The organism is Bhargavaea massiliensis (genome assembly GCF_050480245.1).
GTDB lineage: Bacteria > Bacillota > Bacilli > Bacillales > Anoxybacillaceae > Anoxybacillus.
Genome location: NZ_JBCNEQ010000045.1, coordinates 25196 through 50090, shown reverse-complemented (window position 1 = coordinate 50090; position 24895 = coordinate 25196). Strand labels below are relative to the sequence as shown.

Annotated in this window: 20 protein-coding genes and 1 pseudogene; 9 read left to right on the top strand and 12 right to left on the bottom strand. The window is 43.1% G+C overall.

Annotation, left to right across the window (positions count from 1 at the left end; translation table 11 throughout):
• The 6 genes from ABEV15_RS09285 to ABEV15_RS09260 all read left to right on the top strand — a co-directional run.
• Positions 1–94 (top strand): spore germination protein (locus tag ABEV15_RS09285; protein ID WP_498853035.1); only part of this gene is annotated, 94 nt, incomplete at its 5' end.
• A 12-nt stretch (positions 95–106) separates the two neighbouring features.
• The gene (locus ABEV15_RS09280; RefSeq protein WP_192954211.1) at positions 107–313 is read left to right on the top strand and encodes a spore germination protein GerPB; all 207 of its coding nucleotides are present in this window, start codon (positions 107–109) and stop codon (positions 311–313) included.
• Between the two features lie 72 nt (positions 314–385).
• Complete coding sequence (locus ABEV15_RS09275; protein ID WP_064220965.1) at positions 386–970, top strand: spore germination protein GerPC; 585 nt, start codon at positions 386–388, stop codon at positions 968–970.
• The gene (locus tag ABEV15_RS09270; protein WP_429635483.1) at positions 967–1164 is read left to right on the top strand and encodes a spore germination protein GerPD; all 198 of its coding nucleotides are present in this window, start codon (positions 967–969) and stop codon (positions 1162–1164) included. Before ABEV15_RS09275 ends, ABEV15_RS09270 begins: the two co-directional genes overlap by 4 nt.
• Positions 1161–1559 carry a spore germination protein GerPE gene (locus ABEV15_RS09265; RefSeq protein ID WP_429635485.1) on the top strand — a complete coding sequence of 133 codons (399 nt, stop codon included), beginning with the start codon at positions 1161–1163 and terminating at the stop codon, positions 1557–1559. Before ABEV15_RS09270 ends, ABEV15_RS09265 begins: the two co-directional genes overlap by 4 nt.
• Positions 1534–1755, top strand: a complete 222-nt coding sequence (locus ABEV15_RS09260) for a spore germination protein (RefSeq protein ID WP_429635486.1) — start codon at positions 1534–1536, stop codon at positions 1753–1755. The genes ABEV15_RS09265 and ABEV15_RS09260 overlap by 26 nt, the downstream gene beginning before the upstream one ends.
• Here ABEV15_RS09260 and hlpB read toward each other — a convergent pair.
• The 9 genes and pseudogenes from hlpB to ABEV15_RS09215 form a co-directional block, all read right to left on the bottom strand.
• Positions 1752–2030 (bottom strand): annotated as a pseudogene (gene hlpB, locus ABEV15_RS09255) (HNH nuclease-like protein HlpB). The gene ABEV15_RS09260 and the pseudogene hlpB overlap by 4 nt on opposite strands.
• A gap of 12 nt (positions 2031–2042) precedes the next feature.
• Positions 2043–5402 (bottom strand): AAA family ATPase, encoded by a 3360-nt coding sequence (locus tag ABEV15_RS09250; protein WP_498853032.1) that lies wholly within the window; start codon positions 5400–5402, stop codon positions 2043–2045.
• Positions 5399–6562, bottom strand: a complete 1164-nt coding sequence (locus ABEV15_RS09245) for an exonuclease SbcCD subunit D (RefSeq protein ID WP_498853031.1) — start codon at positions 6560–6562, stop codon at positions 5399–5401. Before ABEV15_RS09245 ends, ABEV15_RS09250 begins: the two co-directional genes overlap by 4 nt.
• A gap of 1 nt (position 6563) precedes the next feature.
• Positions 6564–10199: a helicase-exonuclease AddAB subunit AddA gene (addA, locus tag ABEV15_RS09240; RefSeq protein WP_498853030.1), complete on the bottom strand. Its 3636-nt coding sequence runs from the start codon at positions 10197–10199 to the stop codon at positions 6564–6566.
• Positions 10200–10203: 4 nt separating this feature from the next.
• Positions 10204–13668, bottom strand: a complete 3465-nt coding sequence (gene addB / locus ABEV15_RS09235; protein ID WP_498853029.1) for a helicase-exonuclease AddAB subunit AddB — start codon at positions 13666–13668, stop codon at positions 10204–10206.
• Positions 13669–13684: 16 nt separating this feature from the next.
• Positions 13685–14287, bottom strand: coding sequence for a TVP38/TMEM64 family protein (locus tag ABEV15_RS09230; protein ID WP_429631302.1), 603 nt, complete (start codon positions 14285–14287; stop codon positions 13685–13687).
• 65 nt (positions 14288–14352) lie between these two features.
• Positions 14353–14871, bottom strand: a complete 519-nt coding sequence (locus ABEV15_RS09225; RefSeq protein ID WP_498853028.1) for a competence protein ComK — start codon at positions 14869–14871, stop codon at positions 14353–14355.
• A 99-nt stretch (positions 14872–14970) separates the two neighbouring features.
• The gene (aceA, locus tag ABEV15_RS09220; RefSeq protein WP_498853027.1) at positions 14971–16257 is read right to left on the bottom strand and encodes an isocitrate lyase; all 1287 of its coding nucleotides are present in this window, start codon (positions 16255–16257) and stop codon (positions 14971–14973) included.
• A 220-nt stretch (positions 16258–16477) separates the two neighbouring features.
• Positions 16478–17725, bottom strand: a complete 1248-nt coding sequence (locus ABEV15_RS09215; protein ID WP_498853026.1) for a M48 family metallopeptidase — start codon at positions 17723–17725, stop codon at positions 16478–16480.
• Between the two features lie 145 nt (positions 17726–17870).
• Here ABEV15_RS09215 and ABEV15_RS09210 point away from each other — a divergent pair, with 145 nt between their 5' ends.
• The 3 genes from ABEV15_RS09210 to ABEV15_RS09200 all read left to right on the top strand — a co-directional run bounded on the left by ABEV15_RS09210 (position 17871) and on the right by ABEV15_RS09200 (position 22104).
• The gene (locus ABEV15_RS09210) at positions 17871–18461 is read left to right on the top strand and encodes an SCO family protein (protein WP_429631296.1); all 591 of its coding nucleotides are present in this window, start codon (positions 17871–17873) and stop codon (positions 18459–18461) included.
• A 94-nt stretch (positions 18462–18555) separates the two neighbouring features.
• Entirely contained in the window at positions 18556–20661 is a 2106-nt protein-coding gene (locus ABEV15_RS09205; RefSeq protein WP_498853025.1) for a methyl-accepting chemotaxis protein, read from the top strand.
• 237 nt (positions 20662–20898) lie between these two features.
• The gene (locus ABEV15_RS09200; RefSeq protein WP_498853024.1) at positions 20899–22104 is read left to right on the top strand and encodes an EAL and HDOD domain-containing protein; all 1206 of its coding nucleotides are present in this window, start codon (positions 20899–20901) and stop codon (positions 22102–22104) included.
• A 43-nt stretch (positions 22105–22147) separates the two neighbouring features.
• Here the strand turns inward: ABEV15_RS09200 and ABEV15_RS09195 are convergent, their stop codons facing one another.
• Genes ABEV15_RS09195 through ABEV15_RS09185 form a run of 3 tightly spaced genes read right to left on the bottom strand, consistent with a single transcriptional unit; the run spans position 22148 to position 24886 of the window.
• Entirely contained in the window at positions 22148–22942 is a 795-nt protein-coding gene (locus tag ABEV15_RS09195) for an ABC transporter ATP-binding protein (RefSeq protein WP_498853034.1), read from the bottom strand.
• Complete coding sequence (locus tag ABEV15_RS09190) at positions 22908–23882, bottom strand: ABC transporter permease (protein WP_498853023.1); 975 nt, start codon at positions 23880–23882, stop codon at positions 22908–22910. The genes ABEV15_RS09195 and ABEV15_RS09190 overlap by 35 nt, the downstream gene beginning before the upstream one ends.
• A gap of 17 nt (positions 23883–23899) precedes the next feature.
• Positions 23900–24886, bottom strand: a complete 987-nt coding sequence (locus ABEV15_RS09185) for an ABC transporter substrate-binding protein (protein WP_498853022.1) — start codon at positions 24884–24886, stop codon at positions 23900–23902.
• Between the last annotated feature and the right edge of the window lie 9 nt (positions 24887–24895).

Genomic DNA, 24895 nt, shown 5'->3' with positions numbered 1-24895 from the left:
TACGGGGGACGGCTTGCATATTTACAATCAATATAGCAACACAAATACAAACGACCACGATGTTGCCGATAGCAATGTCGTTGGAAACGCCTAGCGAGGTGGGACGATGAATGTGTACGTTCAACAAACGATTTCTATTCACCAATTAAAAATCGGCTCGCTTACTAACTCATCTGTACTGCAAATCGGAACAACTGGAAAAGTACAACCGCTCGCCATATTAAGCAATACCGGTCAATTTGCACAACCTGCTCCGGAATCAAAAATGAATATTCAAGGAGGACTGCTCGTTCCACTTCAGTCTCCTGTATAAAACTGTGATACTTCTTTCTGCTCGGCCATACATTAGAAAGTAAAAAGGTCGGCAAAGAAGGAGGCATCATACATGTGGCATGATTACTTTAAACAGCTCGAAACGTATTTAAAATGGCAACAACAAAAAATCCAATCGCTTGAAAAAGCAGTATATTATTTACAACAACAATATGAAGAATTAAAAAAAAAGCCGCGCACAACAATTGAAAAAATCGAATATCATTTTGACCAATTAAAAGTCGAGACGTTAGAAGGAACGTTAAATATTGGCCTTAATCCTGCGACGTTTGGGGAAGATACGATCGAAAATTTCGCTGTTCCCCAAAGTCAAACAATCATTCCGCAACCAACACCACTTTTTCGTAGCATTCAAACGGCTGTTCATGAATATTTACAAAAAGAAGGCGAAAACATCATCACTCGCATCGAACAAACGTATCATCGTTCGCTCGATCCAACGTATCGCCAATTTATATTGGAAGATATTGCTCGACAAATTGATGACCGCATTCATTTTTATTTACGCCAACATGGAGAAAACGAACAAGAAAACGATGAGCGACAACAAAACATTATCGCATATTTAAAGCGAGATATCGAGTATTCCATTGAAACGTTTTTAAAACATTTACCTCGAGAGGGGATGAACGAATGAATATGACGGTTGTCAACCATCATCTTTCCGTCGGTCATATTTCGATTGGTGGGGTTGCAAGTTCATCGCTCGTATTAATCGGCGACAGCGAAACGATTCAATTAGCTTCCGCATTTGATACGCCGCCGGAATCGTTAATTATCGGTCCGTTTCCACAAAAACAAGACAATAAAAAAAATGAGGAAAAGCGATGAGTCGCCTTTCCGTCGTCCACTTTCTGCGAGCAAACGCTGTCTCCTTTAGTTCCGTTGTACAAATTGGAGACAGCCAAGAAGTTCGTCTTTCTGCGCGAGTGCTTGCTGTTCAGCGGCAATTCGAATATGTGGATAGCGGAGAATTTCCGCTTGTCTTTCCCGTTTTTACAAAGCTTATTCCACGTCCGCCAGTCGATCGGGAAGTTGTTTGTCGCCTAAATTTCCACGCTTGCCCGCTCATCGCTGTTCATTCGATACGCATCATCGGAATATCTGCTACATCTGCCGTGCACATCGGTTCAACAAAACATGTGCAAACAGAGTCACGCGTTAAACATATTCGCCAACTGACAGAAAGGAGAGAAACATATGCCAGCTCTCGTCGGGCCGATTAAAATTAATCTCGTTGCAAGCGGAGCGGTGATGCAAGTCGGTGATACGTTGTATATATCGCCGAAAATCACCTCTAGAACGTTCGCTGGTGCCGGTGCGTTTAACACAGGAAACTTTATTATGGCAAACAATGGCATTAGCTTAACGAACACGCTCGACCTTGATGCATCCGATCAAAACATTGTCGGCAATGCTTAACGCTTTTGCCGCTTCGCTTTTTTTATTTTTGGAAGCCGCTCTGCCGGCTGCTTTCGAATTCAACGAAGAAATGATGCAACTTGTTCATCATGTTGTAGCCGTTCAATCGTATAGAGCCGGCTCGCTAATTCTTCATTCGTATATATGGCGTGAATTTGTTTATGGCACGGGATGCATAACTTTGCTGTTTCTGTGCCGCCATACTCTTTTGGTGTTAAATGATGGACAGTTAATACGACATCTTCTCTTCCACAAAGTTCACACATCCCTTTCATTATAATCCTCCTTTACATCACTTCAAGTTGGACCGTCGTTCCTTTTCCAGACGGTTCTGCCGGCTTAACAATCAACCGTTTCGGCATGCGCGCATGCAATTCTTGTACGTGACTAATGACCCCGATCGCCATATTGTCTGCGCGCAATCGCTCTAAAGCGGTCATGACGACATCTAATAGCTCTTGATCGAGCGTACCGAATCCTTCATCTAAAAAGAAAAATTGAAGAGGGTATTCTCCGCGCAACTGAATTTGCGCTGATAGTGCCAAGGCTAAAGATAATGATGTTAAAAATGTTTCTCCTCCGGATAACGTTGTTACCGGGCGACGTACACCACCGTTTGCGTCGTCACGAATGACAAAGCCGCCTTCAGAATCTAATTCTATCGCATATCGTTGTCTCGTTAATTCTCCAAGTCTTTCAGAAGCATAGCGCGTCACATGAACGAGCTGTTCCTCAGCAATAAATTCAACAAAGCTGTTGCCGCGCAATACTTTTTGCAATTCTTCGTACTGCGCTGCGAGCTTTTCAAGTTGCATTCGTTCTTGTTGCAGTTGTTCAAAGCGCACATGTTTCGCTTCAAGATCTGACACGATTGCCTCAAGTGAGCCAAGTTGCCGCATATGCTCATCTACTTGTTGCTTCACTTCTTCGTACTCACTCATCGTTTCTTCCCATTGCTGTTTCGTTATCGTCACGCCGTTCATCGCTTCGTTTAAACGTTGCCATTCGTTTTCTAGCTTCATCAGCATTTGCTTATATTGCTGTATGTCGTGAGCCATTTGTTGCTTGATTTGTTCTCCTAAACGAGAAGCGCGCACGTCATCGACTGTCTTCCACGGACTTTTTTGTAACTGCTCAGCCAAAACTTGTTCTGCTTCTTTTTTTCTTTTTTCTCCTTCTTGTAAAGCGACGTCTGCGGCTTGTTTTTCCGATTGTAACATTTGTAATTGTTGCTGCAATGATGTCCATCGTGCATACGCTTCTTCTTCTTCTCGTTTCACACGCTGAAGCGCTTGTTCAAGATGAATGAGCTGTTGTTGTACACTCTCCTCATCCATGCCTTCAGGCAGCGTTTGTTTATATTGTTCGTATTGTTGTTGTTGCATATTCCATTCAGTCATACGTTCTGCTTTTTGTTTCATAACTGTTTGATACGTTTCTTTCCAACGCTCAAGCTCAGCTCGTTTATCGTCTAACACCGTGATGCTTTTTTCGATGCGCTGTTGCAACTGTTGCGCTTCCCGATCACGCTCACGAAGGTTGCTAACTAGCGCATCGATTTGTTCAAACGATACATCCGGATACGCCTCATGCCACATCGCTTGTTCTTTTTCTACGCGCGCGCGTCGCTCAGCACATTTTTCCTCCAATTGAGCGATTTGTTGACGCATCGTTTCGATTTGATACGCATATTGCTGTTCTTTTTGTTTTTGTTCGTTCCATCGTTCAATATGGCGATATGTCCGATCGCGGCATGCGATATAATCTTGTTGCAACGCCCTTAATTCGACTTCAGCCTCTTTTAAAGAGGAAAAAGGTGCTTCTTCAACCTCGCGTTTCACTTTTTCGACATCGACATGTTGTGGCAGCGGCTGGCGCGCCATCAGCTCAGACAGTTGCTCAATCTGCATTTTTACTTGCTGCATGGCAGTAACAAGCTGTTCACCTGCTTGAATGGAACGATCGATTTGTTCTAGCGCTTGTTCATTAATTGCCATCTGTTGTCTCTTTGCCCGATTTGGATGATGCAACGAGCCACAAACCGGACAAGGAGCGCCGTCGCGCAAACGTTCCGCTAACGTCGCAGCTAAATCGTGCAGTCGTGCCGCTTCGATTTGCTTTTTTTCTTCCTTCCATTTGTAGACGAGCACCATCGCTTGTTTTTCTCGCTCGCATACGCGATGATACAACGTTTCGACATGATAAAATTGTGTCGTCAAACGCGCTTGTTGCTGTTCGAGCTGTTTCATTTCTTCAACATATGCTTGCTTCATGGCTTCATACATTTGCTGTTTTTCTTCTTTTTCCTTCTCCATCTCTTCAAGCGCTTGTTGCTGCAATTGCATATGCTTCTTTTTTTCATACGCTTGTTCGAGCCGCTCTTTCACATGGACGTCCACTTTTTTTTCTTCCCACTGTTTTTTTAACTCTGCTTGTTTTGCGCTCCATGTGGTATATTCTTTTGTGCACGTTTCAACCATTTGGCGCGCTTGTTGTTCTTGCCGCTCCATCTCTAGCAAACTCGCGCGTTTTTTCGCCTGCTCTTGTTCAAGCGCGCGCATAAACGCCAATGTTTGTAGCGCTTGTTTGAGCTGCTCTTGTTTTTGGAGCCATTTCGGCTCTTCTTCGTTTTTCTTCGCACGCAACTGTTCATATCGCTTGCTTGCTTGTTCATACATCGCGCTTGCTTGCTGTAATTGATCGGCTAGTTCGCTTGCTTTTTGTCGCCAATGTGCAACCTCACGTGTGCTTCGTTCGACTTGTTCAATATATGGTACGAGCCGCTCCGCTTCTTTGCTTCGCTCATACATTTGTTCAAGCTGCTTTATATGTTCTTCTTGTTCGCGCCACTTGTCAAGTTGTTGTTCCACCTTTTCTTTTTCACATTGCCATTGCCATAATTGCTTTTCTTTTTCGTATCGTTCATGAATGTCGCGCAATGCGTTTTTCGCTTGTTCGAGCGCCTCTTTTTTTTCTGCTAGCGCCTGTTTTTGCTTTTCGACTTGTTCTTTGGACGCATCGCCAAGCCCGGCTTGTTCCCCTTTAATGGCTTCTAGCTTCGCTGACGCTTCTGCTAATTTATTTTTTAACTTTTTATTTAATTCATCGCCATATCGTTCGAGATGAAACAACCGTTGCAACATTTGACGGCGTTCCGCTCCCTTTAACGATAAAAATTCTGCAAATTTCCCTTGTGGCAAAACGACAGCTCTTGTAAAATCTTTCATTTCTAAACCGATCAGCTGTTTCACTTGTTCATCAACAAGCCGTGTTTTATCGGCGATAACGACACGCTCCGTTCCTTCTTCGATAAGGCGGCTAACGACAGAACGAACGCGCAACGCATCCGCGCGCTTAAACGAACGTTCAACCGTATATCGTTTCACGCCTTTCGCATTTTGCAATTCAAACGTAAACGAAACGAATAGCTCGTTTTCTGCATGATTCATAATGCCGTTTGTTTGATTTGCAGCACGTTCCACATTTCCGTATAAAGCGAGCGTCATCGCATCTAAAATCGACGACTTGCCGCTTCCGGTCGGACCAAAAATGCCAAATAGGCCCCCTTCACATAGCTTCTCAAAATCAATCGTTTCCTTTTGGCGAAAACTATGCAACCCTGCAATCGTTAAACGAATCGGCTTCATTGTTCGTCCTCCTCGGCAACGAGCTGCAAAAATAGTTGAACGAGTTGTTCAGACGGCTTTCCTCCGCCTGTTTGCCGTTCATAAAAGCGTGTAAACAGCGTTTCAATTGGCACATCGGTGCGCACGTCACGCACAACTTCTTCTTTCTTTATATAATTCGGGCGAATATGGACAAACCCGTCATACAATTTGCGTAACCGATGTGTTTCTTCTAGCGTTAATGATTGCTCGACATCAATTTCTAAATCAATCCATGCATCGCGGTCGCGCCCCTCTTCGATCCAACGATACACTTGCGCAAGCCCTTCTGTCGCCTTCCATTTGACGAGTGGACGCCCTTTCGACAATAAGTATTCAGAAATGATCGGCGCACAGCGTGGCTGCACGTCAATGATCGTAACGGACTTGCTGTATCCCGCTTCTGAAAAACTGTAAGCAAGCGGCGACCCCGCATAGCGTGCAGGCATGGCGGCATGTTTCACATCTTGTGGACGATGCAAATGCCCCAGCGCGACATATTGCGCGCTTGCAGGGAAGCTTGCAGGCGATACGGTATACGCTCCCCCAAGCTCAATCGGGCGCTCGGAGTCGCATGTAGCTCCGCCTGCGACATATAAATGACTCATTGCAATGTTCACCGCATCCTCGCGAAACGATTCGTTCATTTTCGCAAAAATGGCGCGAATGCGCTCATCATATCGTACGCGCAACAACGCTTCGTCGCATTCCCCTGCCAACAATTCGTTCAATCGCGACTCTGACGGATATGGGAGCGCTCCGATCATTAATGTTTCATCGCTTGAAGGAACATGAATTTGTTGCACGCGATCTGTCGGAAAACCTAGCAACGTAATGGCGTGCTTTTCGGCAATCGGAGCAGCAGCGCTTAAACGCCCCGGATGATCATGGTTTCCTGCAATCACGGCAACGTGACGCTTGCCATAATCACTTAAACGCGAAAGCGCTTCGTAAAAAAGCTTTTCTGCATCGGCAGGCGGATTGACTGTATCAAACGCATCCCCTGCAAGCAATACGACATCAATGTTTTCTTTTTGTACAATTTCTACGATTTCATCAATCACCGCTTCTTGCTCAGGAAGACGGCTTCTCCCTTCAAGCGTTTTTCCTAAATGCCAATCCGCTGTATGTAAAATGCGCACATCAATCCACCTCCATCGGCACGAGTAGGGCTCCATCAAAAGCGTACACGTACGTTTCTGTTACTTCCTTTTTCCAAATGGCTTCAATCGCTTCCCGATATAGCGCCAATTGCCCTTTGTATCGTCGCTTTAATTGCTCTTTCGGATCGTTCATCCACGACACGCGATCTGTTTTATAGTCAATTAAAACGAGCCCATACCCATCTTCAAACACGCAATCAATAACCCCTTGAACGACAACTGTCTCGCCTTCCATTTCGTGCGCCAAATAAAACGGCACTTCGCGCTCAAGCCGCGTCGCCCGTTGCATTCGCTTGCCAAGCGGAGTGTTAAAAAAGGCGACAATGCTTTCTACATCAACAGCTTTTACTTGTTCTTCCGTTAGCCACTCACCGTTTACCATGCGTGCGATTTGCTCCTGCACCGCATCAACGGTGACTTCTTTTGTAACATCAATATGTTGCATCACAAGATGCATAATTGTTCCGCGTTCGGCTGGCGTCATCGTTTTCGCTTGTAAAAAGCGTGGGCGTTCAATAAGATCTTTTCGAAACGGTTGTTCTGCATGCCCACCGTATATGTCGCGCTGCCGCTTTAACTCCGATACGCTTTGTTTTGCCCTTAACACCGTTGCATCGGCATACGTATACGTCCAAAAAAGACGACGCTTTACTTCTTGTTCATATTCGCTTTTCATTGGCACAGGTTGCAGTTGTTGAATCGCCTCGACAATGTCTCGATGTTCATTCGCTTGCTCATCTTCTTGCTCAAGCGAATGCGCTGACACGATGTGAATATCCCACGATGATGGATCGTGAAGCACCGTTGAAGACGAACATATTCCTTGTGGGTGACGGGCTAATGCATAACCGATCCAATCCGCATAGCTTTTTGCCTTTTCAATCACATAAGCTGGCAATTCCCATGTTGATGTATAAGTGACTTCTTGCCATTTTTTCTTTTTCGCTTCGATATCTTTTGCCGTACAGACGATATATAATTTTTCTTTTGCACGCGTGAGCGCAACATACAAAATACGCATTTCTTCCGCAAGCAGTTGAAATTTCATTTTTCTCTTCATCGCCAATTGCACGACAGTCGGATAGCTTGCTCGCCACGTCGGGTGAACGAAGCGCATCCCTAATCCGAAATCTTTATCTAATATATAGTCGCCTCGTAAATCTTGCATATTAAACGATTTCGCTGCACCTGCTAAAAAGACGACCGGAAACTCAAGCCCTTTACTTTTATGAATCGTCATCATGCGCACAACATCTTCTTGTTCTATCAGCGAACGAGCTGCTCCGAAATCGTCTTCCCGCTCTTTTAACCGCTCAATAAAGCGTAAAAAGCGGAAAATGCCCCGAAATGACGTTTGCTCATATTGTCTAGCACGGTCATACAATGCGCGCAAATTCGCCTGCCGCTGTTTTCCACCAGGCATTCCACCAATGTAATCATAAAAATTTGTTTCACGATACAATTGCCAAATCAAGTCGGCGAGCGGCTTTTGTCTTGCCGCTGTGCGCCATTCGGATAACTTTGTCAACCACCGTTTCATTTTTTCACCGAGCGCTTCATCATCTTGAGGATGCTCGACAAAAGCAAGCAACGCCTCGTAAAAAGCCCCGTCTTTTTTCGCCAAACGAATGCGCGCCAAATCATTTTCACTCAACCCAACAATCGGAGAACGAAGCACCGCCGCCAGCGGAATGTCTTGATACGGATTGTCAATCACTTTTAAAAGCGACAGCATGATCGACACTTCTGTCGCTGAAAAGTAGCCGCTAGATAACTCCGCATACACAGGAACGTTTTGTTTGCGAAATTCTTCTAACATCGCTGAAGCAGATGACATCGAGCGGCATAAAATGACGATGTCGCGATACATTAAGCGCCGTTCTCCTTTTAAACGTCGGTCATAAACGAAAAACGGCTCGGCAAGTAGTTGTTTAATTTTTTTAGCGATCCAGCGCGCTTCAAGTTGAGCAGTCGTCACATCCTCTTGTTGTTCTTCCTCTTCGCTTTCTTCTTTTGCTCCATTCAGCCACACGCATTCAACAGGCACTTGTTTTTCTGGATAATCAAGGGCGCCAAAGCGAAGGGCAGCTTCATCGTCATAACGCATGTCGCCGATAGCCTCCGTCATAAGCTGACGGAAAATAAAGTTCGTTGCGTCTAATATTTCTTTTCGGCTACGAAAGTTTTTCGCTAAATCAATACGAAGTCCACCTTCTCCGTCTTTCGTAAACCGGTCATATTTTTGTAGAAAAAGCGATGGTTCCGCAAGACGAAAGCCGTAAATCGATTGTTTCACATCGCCAACCATAAACATGTTGCCCGTTGCTTCATCGTCGTTCGATACGAGCCGTAAAATCGACTCTTGCACCATATTCGTATCTTGATATTCGTCAACAAGCACTTCAGCAAATTGTGCCCGATAATAAAGGGCGGCTTCTGACGGCTTCAGCTCATGCTCAGGAGAAGGAGCGCGTAAAATGTGCAAACAGTAATGTTCTAAATCTGAAAAATCAACGATGCCTTTTTCATCTTTTTTCGCTTGCAACAGTGCTGCAAACCGCTGTACCATTTGGACGACCGTTGCAACAATCGGCTTCATTTCTCGCAAATGGCGGATGTATGTCCCCGGTTGAAACGAAAACAACTCTTCTGCTAAACTGCCTATTTCTTTTTTCACTTGATCGCGCAGTTTTTTCACATCATCCACAAGCTGTTCATCATACGCTCCGTCTTTCGGCTTTTTTTTTGCCGTCGCAAACGATACGTTTTTCATTGCTTCATGCAACTTTTGCCACGACTCATGGCGCGCTTCTTTTAGCTTTGCAATGACTTGTTGATCGCTAACGAGCGTATCATGCAAATAATCTGGTCCACCCGGCTCTTTCGTTTTTTGTAGCGCTTGCAACAACCTTTGTTCAGCTGCTTCAACGGTCAAGTCGACCGCTTGAAAAAGGTAATGGGCATACGGCAAATCGTCGATGCGTGCATGTTCTGCGACATCGTACATATCCACGATTTGTTGTAGCCATTCGTCTGGATTTGGGTGCGAACGTGAAAATTCATATAGACGCAAAATGAGCGTTTGTAAATCCGCATCCGTCCGATCGCTCGTATATCTGTCAACAACAGCTAAAAACGCTTCATCGTTTTCTGCGTAATATTGTTCAAATAACGTTTCTAACACTTCTTCTTTTAATAGCGCCATTTCCCCTTCATCAGCAATACGAAACACCGGATCGATGCCGATGACGTAATAATATTTGCGAATGACATCTAAACAAAATGAGTGAATCGTTGAAATCGATGCTTTTTGTAAAAGGCCTAGCTGCCTTCGTAAATGAAGCGAATGCGGCTCTTTTTCAAGCGCTTTTTCTAACGCTTCTCCGATGCGTTGGCGCATTTCGGCCGCTGCGGCATTTGTAAACGTCACGACAAGCAACCGATCGACATCGATCGGCTGCTCTTTATGCAATATTTTTTGAATGATGCGCTCGACAAGCACCGCCGTTTTTCCTGATCCCGCTGCTGCGGCAACGAGCGTATGCTTTCCAGTCGCATAAATCGCTTGCCATTGTTCATCCGTCCATTGACTTTCTCGTGGTTTTGGCGGAATCACACAATCACCCCTTTAACCATTCATCAATCTGTTTCGGTGTTAATATGCGATATTGTTCCGCATCGACCCCCTCATCAAATTGGCACACATCGCGAAACTCGCAATATTGGCATGCTGTTTTATCTTTTTGTTTATACGGTGCAATATGCGTAACGCCTTCCATCATTTGTTCGCCTACATCGACGATAAAGCGGCGGACATGTTGCCGTAGCATCGTAAATTGTTGCTCTGTTAACACCTTTGAATGTTGCGCAAACGTCCCATTTTTATTTAAACGGACCGGAATCACGAGAGAGCTTGTCCCCGGCTCCACGTTTTCATCCATTAGGCGAACGGTTTTTTCGTCTGCTAATACATATCCACCCATTTTAAACTGTTCTAAAAACTTTCTCTCCAACTCATGTTCGTCAAGCCATTCATTCACTTTAATCATCGGGTTATGAATCGGAAAATACAGCACGCCCGCTGGGAACGCTGATGTACCGACGAGCCGATGCGCGTATTCAAGCACGATATCTAAATACGCTAACATTTGCAACGCTAAGCCGTAATATACTTCCGTTAAATCGAGCGTCTTTTGCTTTGATTTATAGTCGATGATGCGAAGAAGCACACCTTGTTCGCTCGTTGCTTGATCAACGCGATCAATGCGCCCGACAAACTGCAACACCGTTCCGTCTGATAAGGTAAACGAAAGCGGTGGAAGCTGCTCCCCTTCACCGAACCCTAATTCGACACCAATTGGTACAAATCCGCTTCGTCTTGCATGTTCACTTAATACGGTTGTCGCTTTCGTCATAATCGTTTGCAATTTTTTCTTCATATATCGGTAACGATGCGTGCTTAACAATACTTCTTGTTGAATGTATGGTGCAATTTGTTCAACCGCTTCGTATGACAATTGTTCACATTGTTGCTTCGATAATTGACTCCATGGTAGTTGCTCTTGGCGCAGACGATCAGCGATCACTTTTAGCGCCTGATGAAACAATTGACCCATATCAGGTGCCTTTAACTGAAAGACGTTTCGTTCTTTTAGCTTCAATCCATGTGCGGCAAAATGGGCGAACGGACAACGATTAAACGTCTCCATGCGCGAAATGCTTGCTTTTACCTTTTTGCCATATAACTGTTTCGCCAACTGCTTGCTTAATCGTTTCGCGCGATTTTCATAAAATAACGCACGCCCAACGACCGCGATTCGTTCTTTCCATTGTTCATGCTGCACGTATGCATTGTAAACATCCCACCACATCGGCTCGATGGCATATTGTCGCTTCCATGCTTCGAGCTGCTGCATGAGCGGACCAAGTGTTGCAACGTCGTTTGTGACGTACGACAACTGTTCTGGCAACGGAAGTAAAAATGGATCCGTTCCCCATTGCATTTTTTTTACGTACGGAAACATATCTGTCAACCGTTTTATAAACATCGATGGCAACAACGTTTTTTCTTGTTCATCAGATAGCGCATACGTGACATATAAACGTTCAGACGGGCTAACAAGCGCTAAATAAAACAAAAACGGCTCATCAAGCAACCGATCGCGGCTAGCAGGGGCAACATGTAAGGAATAATGATGCAACCATTCACGATCTGCTTCCGACAACATGCCATCATCGTTTTTGCGCATCGGAATGATGCCTTCGTTTACCCCTGCAAGAAACGTACAGCGAATGTTCGAAAGACGTGAACGATCGAAATGAGCAATTAATACTTGATCCGTTGCTGGTGGCACAAGGGAAAACTGCAAACTTTCTAATCCGGTTTCAATGATTGTAAAAAACGTTTCAAGTGAAAGCGATTCATCACCTAATATTTCAACGTATTGATCGAGCAAATCAATAAACGCTTGCCATACTTGCTCGTGATGACGCGCAATGGAAAGATCGCCTCTCTCTTCCGCTTCGTTGCGCAATCGTTCTAACTTTTGTGGAATGTGAAGTTGTTCAGCATACGCATATAGCGCCTCACATTGCTCACGCCCTGTTTTCGCTTGTTTCAACCGCTTTTGTAAAAACAACAGCGGCGAAATGACAAGCTTGCGCCAGTCGTTTAATTGTTGTTCGTAGCGCTTTTCTTCATCCGTTTGCGGCGTGTGCACATCCTCGAGCCCTTTGTACTTGCGATACGTCCAATGCTCCGTCCATTTGTCTCCTTGAATCCCATAAGCAAGTACATAGTTCTCGAGCTGATCCATGGCCATGCGCATCTCATGAACATATTGGTCAAGTGAAAAAAAGAAGTCGGTTTTCACGGCACGAAATACCGCTTCATAGCGGAAGTTTGTCCGCACAGCTTCCATACTTGCGCGCAAAAATTCAACAAACGGATGATCAAGCATTTGTTCTTTTTCATCAATAAAATACGGAATGCGATAATCAGCAAACACCGTCTTTAACACATCGCGGTAATCAGCTACATTGCGAATCAATAAGGCAATGTCGCGATAACGATACCCTTCATCACGGACAAGACGAATCATTTCGCGCGCAATGCCTTCCATTTCCGCCCGCCGATTTGTCGCTTCTCCGATGACGATGGCTTCCGTTTGTTTTTCCCACTTACAGACAGGACGAGCATCGTAATAGGCTTCAAGATGGCGAAGCTCTTCATGTCGATGGCGAACATTGTCATGAAGTTGCACGACGTTTTCAATCGCCACCCCATTTTGTAATGCAATTTCGCGCAGTTGAGCATACGTTCGCCACGTGCTACGAAATAAATGCAAATCATTTGGCAGTTGTTCATGCGGAGCGTCTAACGTAAGCGTAACGGTCACATGCGGGCAATGAATGAACAGTTGTTCAAGCACCATATATTCTTGTGGCGTAAACTCATAAAACCCGTCAATATAAATGCGCGCTCGTTTCATATAAGAAGAATGGCGAATTTTTTCGGCAAGCAAGCGCAAGTAATCTTCCGAATCAGTATAATGACGCGCCATATGTTGTTCAAATTGCTCAAAAATGAGCGTTGTATCTTTTAATTTATCGGCAAGCACAACTTCGTTTGCCGTTGCCTGACGGCGCAACTGCTCTTCCGTCTGTTTTAACGCTGCTGGCGTAATGCAATACCGTTTATATTCGGTCAACATGTGCTCAAGCTGTGCAATAAAGCCGCGTTTATCTGCTGCTTTACGAAATAACGTTAGCTGTTCTTTTTGCTGTTCGACAATTTTTCTAAGCAACATATGCACGCCTGTTTGCGTCAAATGATAGCGGCTCATACCACCTGTTTCTTGCAAAACGCGCCAAGCGAGGCGCGTGAAACTAAACACTTGCGCGCGAATCATGCCTTTTATGTTTGCGTTCATTAAGGCGTATTCCGATTGAAACGTCATTTGTTCAGGAACGAGATAAATGATCGGATCTCCATCGGGTTCATGTGTGAGCTGATTGATGATTTCTGTTAAACACCTCGTCGTTTTTCCGCTTCCAGAGCGCCCGATCATGAAGCGTACAGCCATATCGTTCATCCTTTCTTTATTTTCCATCGTGCACCGCAAAACGTTGCTCGACTTTTTTTCCGATGTACCAAAGAAGAAAAATGGCGATTGCTGCAAAAATGGCGCGGAGCGGTTGGCGAATTAATGCCTCCACGTCATAGCCGATAAAACTAATTATAAAGACCATCACCATTTTTCCAAGCAACACGGCAAGCACATATTGTTGTATCGCAATGCCCGATAGCCCTGCAACAACATTGACCGCCGCAGATGGCGTAAACGGAAAACAAAGCAGTAAAAAGAGCGGACCGAAGCCACGTCGCTCAATCCAATGCATCATGCGACGAATCGTCGGGTGGCGATGTAAAAAGGAGAAAAATCGTTGCCTCCCGATTTTTCGAACAAGGAAAAAGACGAGAAGCGAACCTGCGCTCGTTCCAAGCCATGAAATGAAAAATCCTTTCCAAAGCCCAAATGCCGCTGCGTTCGCCATCACAAAAACAAAGAGCGGCAAAAACGGCAAAAACGCCTCTGACATTGGTAGCACGATACCTGGAATAACGCCGAGCGAACGATATTGTACTAACATGTCGAGCATATGTTTTACTGTGAGCCATTGCTTTAATTCCTCTAAACTCATACTGTAACCCCTTTGCCACATGCTGATGTTTATATTGTACAAGTTTAGAGGAAAAGAGAAAACTACTACGACAATTCCTTTTCCCGTAAATATAATAAATACATCATTTTCCTTTCGCGTGCTTCGATTCGTTCGTTCATTTTTGTTCGCAACTGAGCGGTGCGATGTAGTTGGTTCACGAATGAATGATGCGAAATACATACCTCTAAGCTTTTACCATTTGAAAACGTAATGCGCGTTTTTCCACCTTGAACATGCTCATGATGACGAATATGTAAATGCGACAGCCATACACATTGAGGATTCGTTGGGGAGATCGTTGGAAAAAAGAAAATTTCGTTCGTTGGTTCGATTGCAATCGGTGCTTTATGCGAAGTACCGATAATATGTCTCGCTCCATCTTTTCTTCCTCTTAAACTTGCGCCATAATACAAACAACTTTGCTCAATAATTTCCATTGGCTTTTGTTTGACGATAATTTCTCCATCTTCCTCTAACACTTTCGTCCACATTTGCTTATCGTGAAAAAACGGAAAAAGCCCCATCGTATAGCGCGTCAAATACAGATACTCGACGATGAGCATACCGCTCCCTCCCTTATATACACATTTCGACAATATTATACCATAAATATACGAAATTTTCATGAAAAATCCCCTCGTTTTTTTCGAGGGGATGTTATTTTATGCACCTGTAAATTGTTCTTCTTCTGTCGAGCCTTTTAGCGCCACAGTTGATGCTTGACCGCCCGTAATGACAAGCGATACTTCGTCAAAGTAACCTGTTCCGACTTCACGTTGATGGCGTGTAGCTGTGTAGCCATATTTTTCTGCCTCAAACTCCGCTTGTTGCAATTCGGAGTAAGCAGCCATGCCGCGATCGCGATAGCCATGTGCTAACATAAACATGCTGTAGTTGAGGGCATGGAAACCAGCCAACGTAACGAATTGGAATTTGTAGCCCATTTTTCCGAGCTCCACTTGGAAGTTGGCGATCGTTTCGTCGTCCAACTTTTTCTTCCAGTTGAAGGAAGGCGAGCAGTTGTACGCAAGCAATTTGCCTGGGAATTTTTCATGAATCGCTTCCGCAAAACGACGCGCTTCTTCTAAGTTCGGTTCGCTCGTTTCGCACCAAATTAAATCAGCATACGGTGCATATGCCAATCCGCGCGCAATCGCTTGGTCTAATCCGGCACGCGTACGGAAGAAGCCTTCTGGCGTACGCTCACCTGTAATAAATTCTTGATCGCGCGGATCGATGTCGCTTGTAATTAAATCCGCTGCGTTTGCATCTGTGCGCGCAATTAATACGGTTGGGACGCCCATGACATCTGCCGCAAGTCGCGCCGCAATTAAGTTGCGAATCGCTGTTTGTGTCGGAAGCAACACTTTTCCACCTAAATGGCCGCACTTTTTCTCAGAAGACAATTGGTCTTCAAAGTGGACGCCAGCTGCTCCTGCTTCAATCATCGCTTTCATCAGTTCGAAGACGTTCAATTGGCCGCCAAATCCTGCTTCCGCATCGGCAACGATCGGCAAGAAATAGTCGATATCTTCTTTTCCTTCTACATATTGAATTTGATCAGCCCGTTGAAGCGCTTGATTAATGCGCTTTACAACGTGCGGCACGCTGTTTGCTGGATATAAGCTTTGGTCCGGATACATATGACCGGCTAAGTTCGCATCTGCCGCCACTTGCCAACCACTTAAATAAATCGCTTTTAAACCAGCTTTTGCTTGTTGCACCGCTTGATTTCCTGTTAACGCCCCAAGCGCATGTACGTAATCTTCCGTATTTAATAAGCGCCAAAGTTTTTCCGCCCCACGACGCGCTAGCGTATATTCAATATCAAGCGAACCACGCAACTTAATGACATCCTCTGCGCTATACGGGCGCGTAATGCCCTTCCACCGTTCATCCAATTGCCAACTTTCTTCTAATTGTTTTACACGTTCTTCAAATTTCCCCATATATATTCTCCCCCTTGTATTGAATAAAAACCCGTTGTTCAAACCGTGCATATGACCCCCAAAAAAGATGTGTCGCTCTTTTCTCTATGTACGAGCTTTGATACATCTCCCACCCTTCTTGTTATAATACACTTTTTCCTTTTGACGTTTTTATTATATAACACAATTTTCAGAAAAGAAAGTATTTTTATGAATTTTTTTCAAAAAAAATTTGCCTTTCCTACTTTTGTTCTAAAGAAATAATGCGCTCTAAAATGGTCGGATGACTGTAACGAAACAGTTTGACAAGATAAGGTGGATGCACTTGGCTTAAACTTGACCGCGTCAATTCTTGAAATGTCGAGATCGCTGCTTCTTTATTTTTCGTCAGCTCAATCGCATACTTGTCCGCCGCATGTTCTTCATAACGAGAAACAGCATTCATCGCAGGGCTTGCGGCAAAACTTAATAGCGAAATCAACAGTAAAAACATGGGTAAAGAAGCAAGTTCGTTCCATTTTTCAATGCGACAAAGCGCGCCAAAACGTCCAATCATTCGTTTCATCCATCGATTCGTCAACAGCAATCCGATAAATGTAACAACAATATATAACCCAATTCCCCAATAAATATGTTTCATCACGTAATGGGCCATTTCGTGCGCCATAATAAATAAAATTTCATCTTCGTTTAACCGCTCAAGCGTCGTATCCCATAATACAATGCGCGAGTTGCCTCCAATACCTGTGACATACGCATTTAACGCATTCGTTTTTTCCGACATGTTCACTTCAAATACGTGTTCCGCTGGAATGTTCGCCTTTTCTGCTGATGCTAAAATTTTTGCTTCTAACTGTTTATTTTTTAATGGATAAAAATCGTTATAAAGCGGATCGATGAAAACAGGTTGAATAAACGTTAAAAAAAGTGTAAATGGAATCGAACAAAGCCATGCGTACACCCACCATCGTTTTTCGAATTTTTGCATAAGCGTATATAATACATACACAATGACAACCATGATTACATAATTGACCCAAAAATCAATGAGCTCATCGCGCATCCAACTGGAGAATGTTTGGGTTGAAATGTTATACATTTTCGTGACGTAATAACTTATGTAACTAAGCGGAAACGTAACAACTTGTACGAAAAGTGACAGCCAAAATACGTAAATCGCCGTTTGCATAAACAGACGTTTTGTCGTCGCTTCCGCCCACTGTTGAAAGCGCGCCGATAAACCAAACAGCAACACAAATATATAAATGACCCACTCATATGGAACGGATAAAAAGAATAAAAAGTTTTTCGCTTCGGAAAACTGTTCGGTAAGCATCAGTTCTTTTTTCGTTAAAAACGTCGCAGGATCTGCACTTGTGCCTTTATATTGCGCCGGAATGGATGAGTCTGTCCATTGAAATAAGTAAAATGCAAAAAATAGCGCGTACATCGCATAAAGGAATAACGTCCAAAAAGCTATTTTTCTCATTGCCCCTTCCCCCTTGTCCATCGTTACTATTAGTTTAGTTTTTCATTCGCCATTTAGAACAACGAAAAAAATTCAAATAATTGTCACGCCCCGTTCTCCCCATTAACACGTTGATTATGTATGATGAAAGTGGGAGGGATGTACGTTGAAAAAACTATATATCGGCTTTTTTAGTTTACTTGCGATTTGTATTGGTATAGGCATCTTTTATTTTTCTTACTACCGCCAAGATCAAATGGAGTTTCCAAAAGACGTGACGATGGAAACCGCGTGGGGAAAACCGTATTCATTCAATAACATGGAACCGAAAGTACGTCTACTCGAGTTTGTGTACACAAACTGTCCGGACATTTGTCCAAGTACGTCATTTCAAATGAAACAGTTAAAAGAACGGCTCGAAAAAGACGGTTTATTTAAAAAGAAAGTCGAATTTATTACAATTACGATCGATCCAAAACGCGACACACAACAAGTGATGCAAACGTATGCGAACATGTTCGGAGTAGAAAGTGATAATGAAGGATGGATTTTTTTACGAGGTAGTGAAGAAGATACAAAAAAAGTAGCGGACGCGTTTAACTTCCTATATCGCGATCCTGGAAACGGCATGCTTATTCATACAACACTCACATACTTTTTAGACGAAAACAACCGCGTCATCGACACATTCGGCATGGGCGAAAAAGGGTTTGATAAAGAGAAAGTTTATAAACGTATTCTCAAAGAAGCGAAATAGCCTCTTTTAACCTTCTACGATGACTTGCTGTATAATACTATATTACTATGTGAAAGAATAGCACTTCGGATCTATATGGGGAGGGGTATATCATATGAAAAGATGGAAAGACCGCAGTCTTATTTTTCGAACAGCTTTTTTACTTTCAATAATTGTTGCAACGATTTCGACTAGCGCCGTTTCCTTTTTGTTGTACCAGTTTTTAAATGAAGAAAAGCAGTTGACAAAATCATTTGCGGTCGCTGAAACAAAATCATATGCACACAATATCGAAACGCTTTTCGCACGTGCTGAAACGATTGCTGATACATTTGGAAAGTATATGTTGTTTGCAAAGAAAAACGATTTAACTCGCGAACAAATATTAGAACATATGCACGATTTGCTCGATCATAACAAGCAATTGCTCGGCATTTATACGTTGTGGGAGCCAAATGCATTTGATGGAAAAGATGCGATGTACGTTAATAAAGAAGGACATGATGCAACAGGCCGCTTTGTACCGTATGTTGTCCGTAGCGATGGAGCAATCATTGTAGAAGCAAGCCGTGATTATGATAAAGAGGGGCCAGGGAATTATTATTTAACGCCAAAAAATACTAAAAAACCGTTATTGCTTGAACCGTACACATATGAAGTGAACGGAAAAAGCGTGTTGCTCACATCGCTCGTTCTCCCTCTCATTGACCCTGAAACAAATCAGTTTTTAGGTATTGTCGGGGTCGACTTTGAAGTGTCGTTTTTACAACAACTAATTAGTAAAGAAAAACCGCTTGGTGGATATTTAAATTTTATTGATGGAAATGGAACAATTATTGCCAGCGGTTTAGATGAAAAATTTATCGGTCAAACGATTACATTAGATAAAGAAAAAACCGTATTACAACGTATCGCAAATTATGAACATTTTTCCGACGAAATTTATTCGAAACTTGTCCAAGACGATGTTTTACGCGCCTTTGCACCGATTGAGTTACCACGCTTCGAAAAAACATGGGCGCTTGTATTATCCGTCCCTTCCCATGTTGTGTTTAAACATGTGCAAACATTAGCAATTGAGGGGATAGTTGGCGTTATTGTGATCGTTTTATTGCTTATAGTTTTTATTACAGTAATGCTTCACCGTATTTTACTACCTGTTCGTCATACAGCACTCGCTGCCCAACAAATTGCTGAAGGAAACTTAAACGTTCATATTCAATCGTTACCTTATGCAGATGAAGTAGGCGCGTTAACGAAATCAATGGAAACAATGGTAAATCAACTTCGCGAGCAAATTGGAACATTGTCTGATGAAAGCAACCAATTATCAAACGAAGCCAGCCATATCGCGACAAACGCAAAACAAAATAGTGAAGCAAGCACATATGTGCATGAGGTAATGAGTGAAATTACAGAACGAACGGCGTCACAAACTGAAGCATTGCTTGAAAGTATGAGGGCGATGGGGGAAATGGCGACTGGGGTTCAAAAACTAGCCGAGTCGACATCGGAAGTAGCCAACTCAGCGAAAGAAATGTCCGATGAGGCAAAACAAGGAAAAGAGCAACTTGAACAAACCGTAAAACAAATGAAGCAAATCGAACAATCTTTCGCTCTTATTAACAAACAAGTGAATAGTCTCACATCATATTCTGAACAAATTGGACATATCGTTGCAACGATTAGCGCCATCTCATCACAAACAAATTTGCTTGCTCTAAATGCCGCCATTGAAGCAGCTCGTGCTGGGGAAGCTGGGCGAGGATTTGCGGTCGTTGCAGAGGAAGTTCGAAAACTAGCTGAACAAGCAGATGAAGCAGCAAAACAAGTGAGTGAACTTATTGGACACGTCCAATATCAAGTGAAGGAAGTTGCCGAAGTAACAAAACAAGGTGCAGATGACATTAAACAAGGTAGCACAGTCATCACAAACACCGCTCAGGCCTTTGAACGAATTGTCCAAAAAACAGACATTGTTTCAGAAGAAATTCAAGAAATATCTGCGACAACAGAACAAATGTCAGCTGGAGTGGAACAAGTCACCGCATCTATTGAAAACATTGTAGAAACAGCAAAAGATGTTCAACAAGAAATTCAAGAAGCGACAAATTCAATTGACGAACAAGCAAACATTTCAAAACAACTAGATGAATCCGCAAAACAACTTGCGCATATTTCGACGAAACTACAACAACTCATTCAACGCTTCACCTTGTAGATCAGCCATCGGCTGATCTACCTTGTGAAATATTTTTTTTTACAAAAATGAATCGACAATAAAAGAAGATTCACTTCGTATATCAACGCCTACATTATTACAGTATGGTACTACAAAATGGAATGTTTTTCCTAAATTAAAAATCATATTAATAGCGTCTTTCAAAAGCTTGAGGTAAGACGTCGTTCGCAGTTGATCGCAAAATTTAGCCATTTTTTATAAATTGGGGGATAAAATATGGACATTTACGTAGGTAGACAACCGATTTTTAATAAAAATTATGAAGTCATCGGATACGAATTGCTATATCGAAGTGGAGACAAAAATTTTTATGATGCGATCGATGGAGACAAAGCTACCATTGATGTATTGATCAACAGTTTTATGAACATCGGTATTGAAAAATTAACGAATGGGGCTCGTTGTTTTATTAACTTTACAGAAACTTTATTAAAAAAACAATTGCCCTTTCATTTTCCGAAAAATTTAGTCGTCGTCGAAATTTTAGAAAACATTCCATATTCAGAAGGATTGCTAGACATTTGCAGGAAACTAAAAACCGAAGGATATACGATTGCTCTTGATGATTTTATTTTTTCCGATCAATATATCCCTCTTTTTCCATACATTGATATAATAAAAATTGATTTCTCAAAGCAAAATGATTATAAACGATTTAAACCATACATTGATATGTACCATATTCACTTGCTAGCAGAAAAAATTGAAACAAGTGATCAACTAGAAGAAGCAGTTCGTAACGGTTTCTCTTGTTTTCAAGGTTATTTTTTCAGCAAACCGATTATAGTAAAAGAAAAATCGTTGCCAAAAACCGCACACACATCTCGTTTATCTTTAATTACTCAATTAAATAAAAACGAACTAAACTTTGAAGAAGTCGTTGCAGCAATCGAAAGCGATCCTTCTTTAACATATCAGCTATTAAAAACCGTTAATTCGTTTTTTTTATCTTCTACTCCAAAAATCAAATCAATTCGACATGCAGCGGTTTTATTAGGAACAAACCACTTAAAAAGCTGGCTTATCGTTTTAACGTTACAAGAGCCAAACGAGCCATTTAAAAATGAAGTAATTATTAATTGTCTTGTACGTGCAAAAACATTGGAGCAACTAGCTGAACTTATTCATTTGCATGATGAAAAAGATGTTTTATTTTTTATGGGTATTTGTTCGTCTTTACATTTATTACTTCATCGCCCATTACATGAAATATTACAAGAACTACACGTTGACGAGGCAATTCAACAAGGACTAAATGGCTGTCCTTGTATTTATTCACTTTTATACGACCTTGTTATCGCATTAGAAACAAACGATACAAAAAAAATAAGCGACTTGACAAACACATTAAATGTCCCTATACAAGAAGCATTGGCTATTTACCAGCACAGTATCGAATGGGTTGTGCAACTAAAATTGTAGCCAATTTAGTTAATTAAAATCCCCGATGTAACTCGGGGATTTTTTATACGAGCACCGCGCGGTCGCTTGCAAATTGACTGCCACGAATGCGCTGAAACTCTTGAAGCAACGCTTCGACAGTGAGCTTTTTCTTTTCCTCTCCACTCGCTTCAAAAATAATTTGCCCACTGTCCATCATAATAAGCCGGTTGCCTAATTGAACAGCTTGTTCCATATTATGCGTCACCATTAACGTCGTAAGGCGATGTTGTTCAACAATTTGTTTCGTTAAATCAGTAATGAGTTGGGCGCGCGCTGGGTCTAGCGCTGCCGTATGTTCATCAAGCAACAACACATGCGGTTTCGTAAACGTCGCCATAAGCAGCGATAACGCTTGTCTTTCCCCACCAGATAACAAACCGACTTTGGCATGTAGACGATTTTCTAATCCGAGTTGAAGCGTAGCGAGCGTTTCTTTAAAAAATTCGCGTCGCTTTTTCGTCACACCGAAACGAAGCGTCCGCTTTTCTGTTCGGTTATAAGCGATCGCTAAGTTTTCCTCGATCGTCATATTTGGCGCAGTTCCTGCCATCGGGTCTTGAAAAACACGACCGATATAACGCGCTCGCTCATGTTCGCTCATCGTTGTTACATCTTTTCCATCAATCACTACTTCCCCTGTATCTGGCGCCAGTCGCCCTGAAATAATGTTCATGAGCGTTGACTTTCCTGCCCCGTTGCTGCCGATAATCGTAACAAAATCACCCGGCTGAAGCGACAGCTCGATATGTTTTAACGCGATTTTTTCATCAAGCGTTCCTTCGTTAAATACTTTCGTAATCTGCTTGAGTTGAAGCAACGGCTGCACCTCGCTTTCTCGCTTTTCGCTGTTTTTCCGCACGCGCTGCCACCATTTGCGGAACGACCAGCGCCAAAATGACGATACATGCTGTAATGAGCTTCACATCGCCCGTCTCTAAAAATTGGACACGTAACGCCAGCGTAATAACGACGCGATAGATGATCGCTCCTAAAATAACAGCCAACGTCGCCCGCACGATCGTTTTAGCGCCAAACAGCGCTTCCCCAATAATGACTGACGCTAAGCCAATCACGATCATTCCGATGCCCATGCCAATATCGCTAAAACCGCTATATTGCGCAATCAACGCCCCTGAAAATGCGACAAGTGCGTTTGACAAGCCAAGCCCGATGATAGTTAAACGGTCTGTATTGCCTGAAAAACTAGCAATCATTTTTTTATTGTCACCAACTGCTCGAAGCGCCAAGCCGACTTCCGTTTTTAAAAATAAATCCATAACGACTTTAGCGATCACTACTAACAACGTTCCAAAAACGATAACCGCCCATGTTTTCGGAGCGAACGGAACGATCATCGCTAGCGCTGCATCCACTCGTTGAAATTGAGCTGTCACCATCGTCATCACAGTTTCTTGCTGCAAAAGCGGAACGTTCGGTTTGTCCATAATGCGCAAATTGATCGAATATAAAGCGATCATCATTAAAATGCCGGACAACAACGGATTAATTTTTCCTTTCGTATGCAAAAGACCTGTCATACATCCTGCAAGAAAGCCCGCCCCAAGCGCTGCAAGCGAAGCAATAAACGGATTGACACCAGCGACGATAAGGACGGAAGCAACAGCCGCTCCCGTCACAAAGCTTCCGTCCACCGTCAAATCGGGAAAATCTAAAATACGAAACGATATATACACACCAAGCGCCATAAGCGCATATAACAATCCTGCTTCTACAGAACTAAACAATGCTGTAATCATACGATCCATCCTTTACGTTATTCAATAAATTCCGCCATGCTATCCCATTCGCTTCTCCATTCCACACCCATCTCTTGCGCTGCTTTTTTATTGATGACAAGCTTTAACTTTTGCGGATATTGCACTGGAAGTTCGGACGGTTTTTTCTTTCCTTCTAAAATGTCAGCTGCCATCACTCCTGCTTCATAACCGATATCGTAGTAGTCAAAGCCGTATGCCGCAAAACCACCGCGTTTTACCGAGTCTAACTCCCCAACAAAAAGCGGGATGTCTTGATCGTTTGCAACTTGAATGACGGATTCAAGTGCAGAAACAACAGTATTGTCTGTAATAACATAAAAACAATCCACTTTGCCGACTAACGATTCCGCTGCTTGTTTCACTTCCGCCGATGTCGACACCGACACAGGTACGATCGTTAAATCTGTGCCTTCCATCGCTTTTTTCACCGCATCCACTTGCGCGACGGAGTTTTGTTCACCAGCGTTATAAATCATCCCGACGCGATTTCCATCGACAAATTGATCAATAAATTGCACCGTTTTTGGAATCGCATCTGGATGTGTGTCTGTCGTTCCTGTCACGTTTCCGCCCGGCTTTTCCATCGACTGTACAAGTTTCGCGCCAACCGGATCCGTCACAGACGTAAAGACGATCGGAATATCTTTCGTTGCATTTAATGCACCAAGCGCACTCGGTGTTGAGTTCGCGAAAATTAAATCGACTCCATCCGCGACGAAGTTGTTTGCGATCGTTTGGTTATTGTTCATATCTCCTTGCGCAATTTGCACATCGTATTCCACTTTTAATCCTTTATCTTCAAGCGCCTTTTTAAATCCGTTAAACGCCGCATCAAGCGATGGATGTTCAACAATTTGCGTCACGCCGACTTTATACGTTTTTTCTTTTTCCCCACTCGTTTCTTTCGTCGTTTTCTCTCCTGAACATCCAGCGAGCACGCTGCCGGCAAGCAACAACGCCCCACACGTCTTCAACCACTTCATTTGTATCCC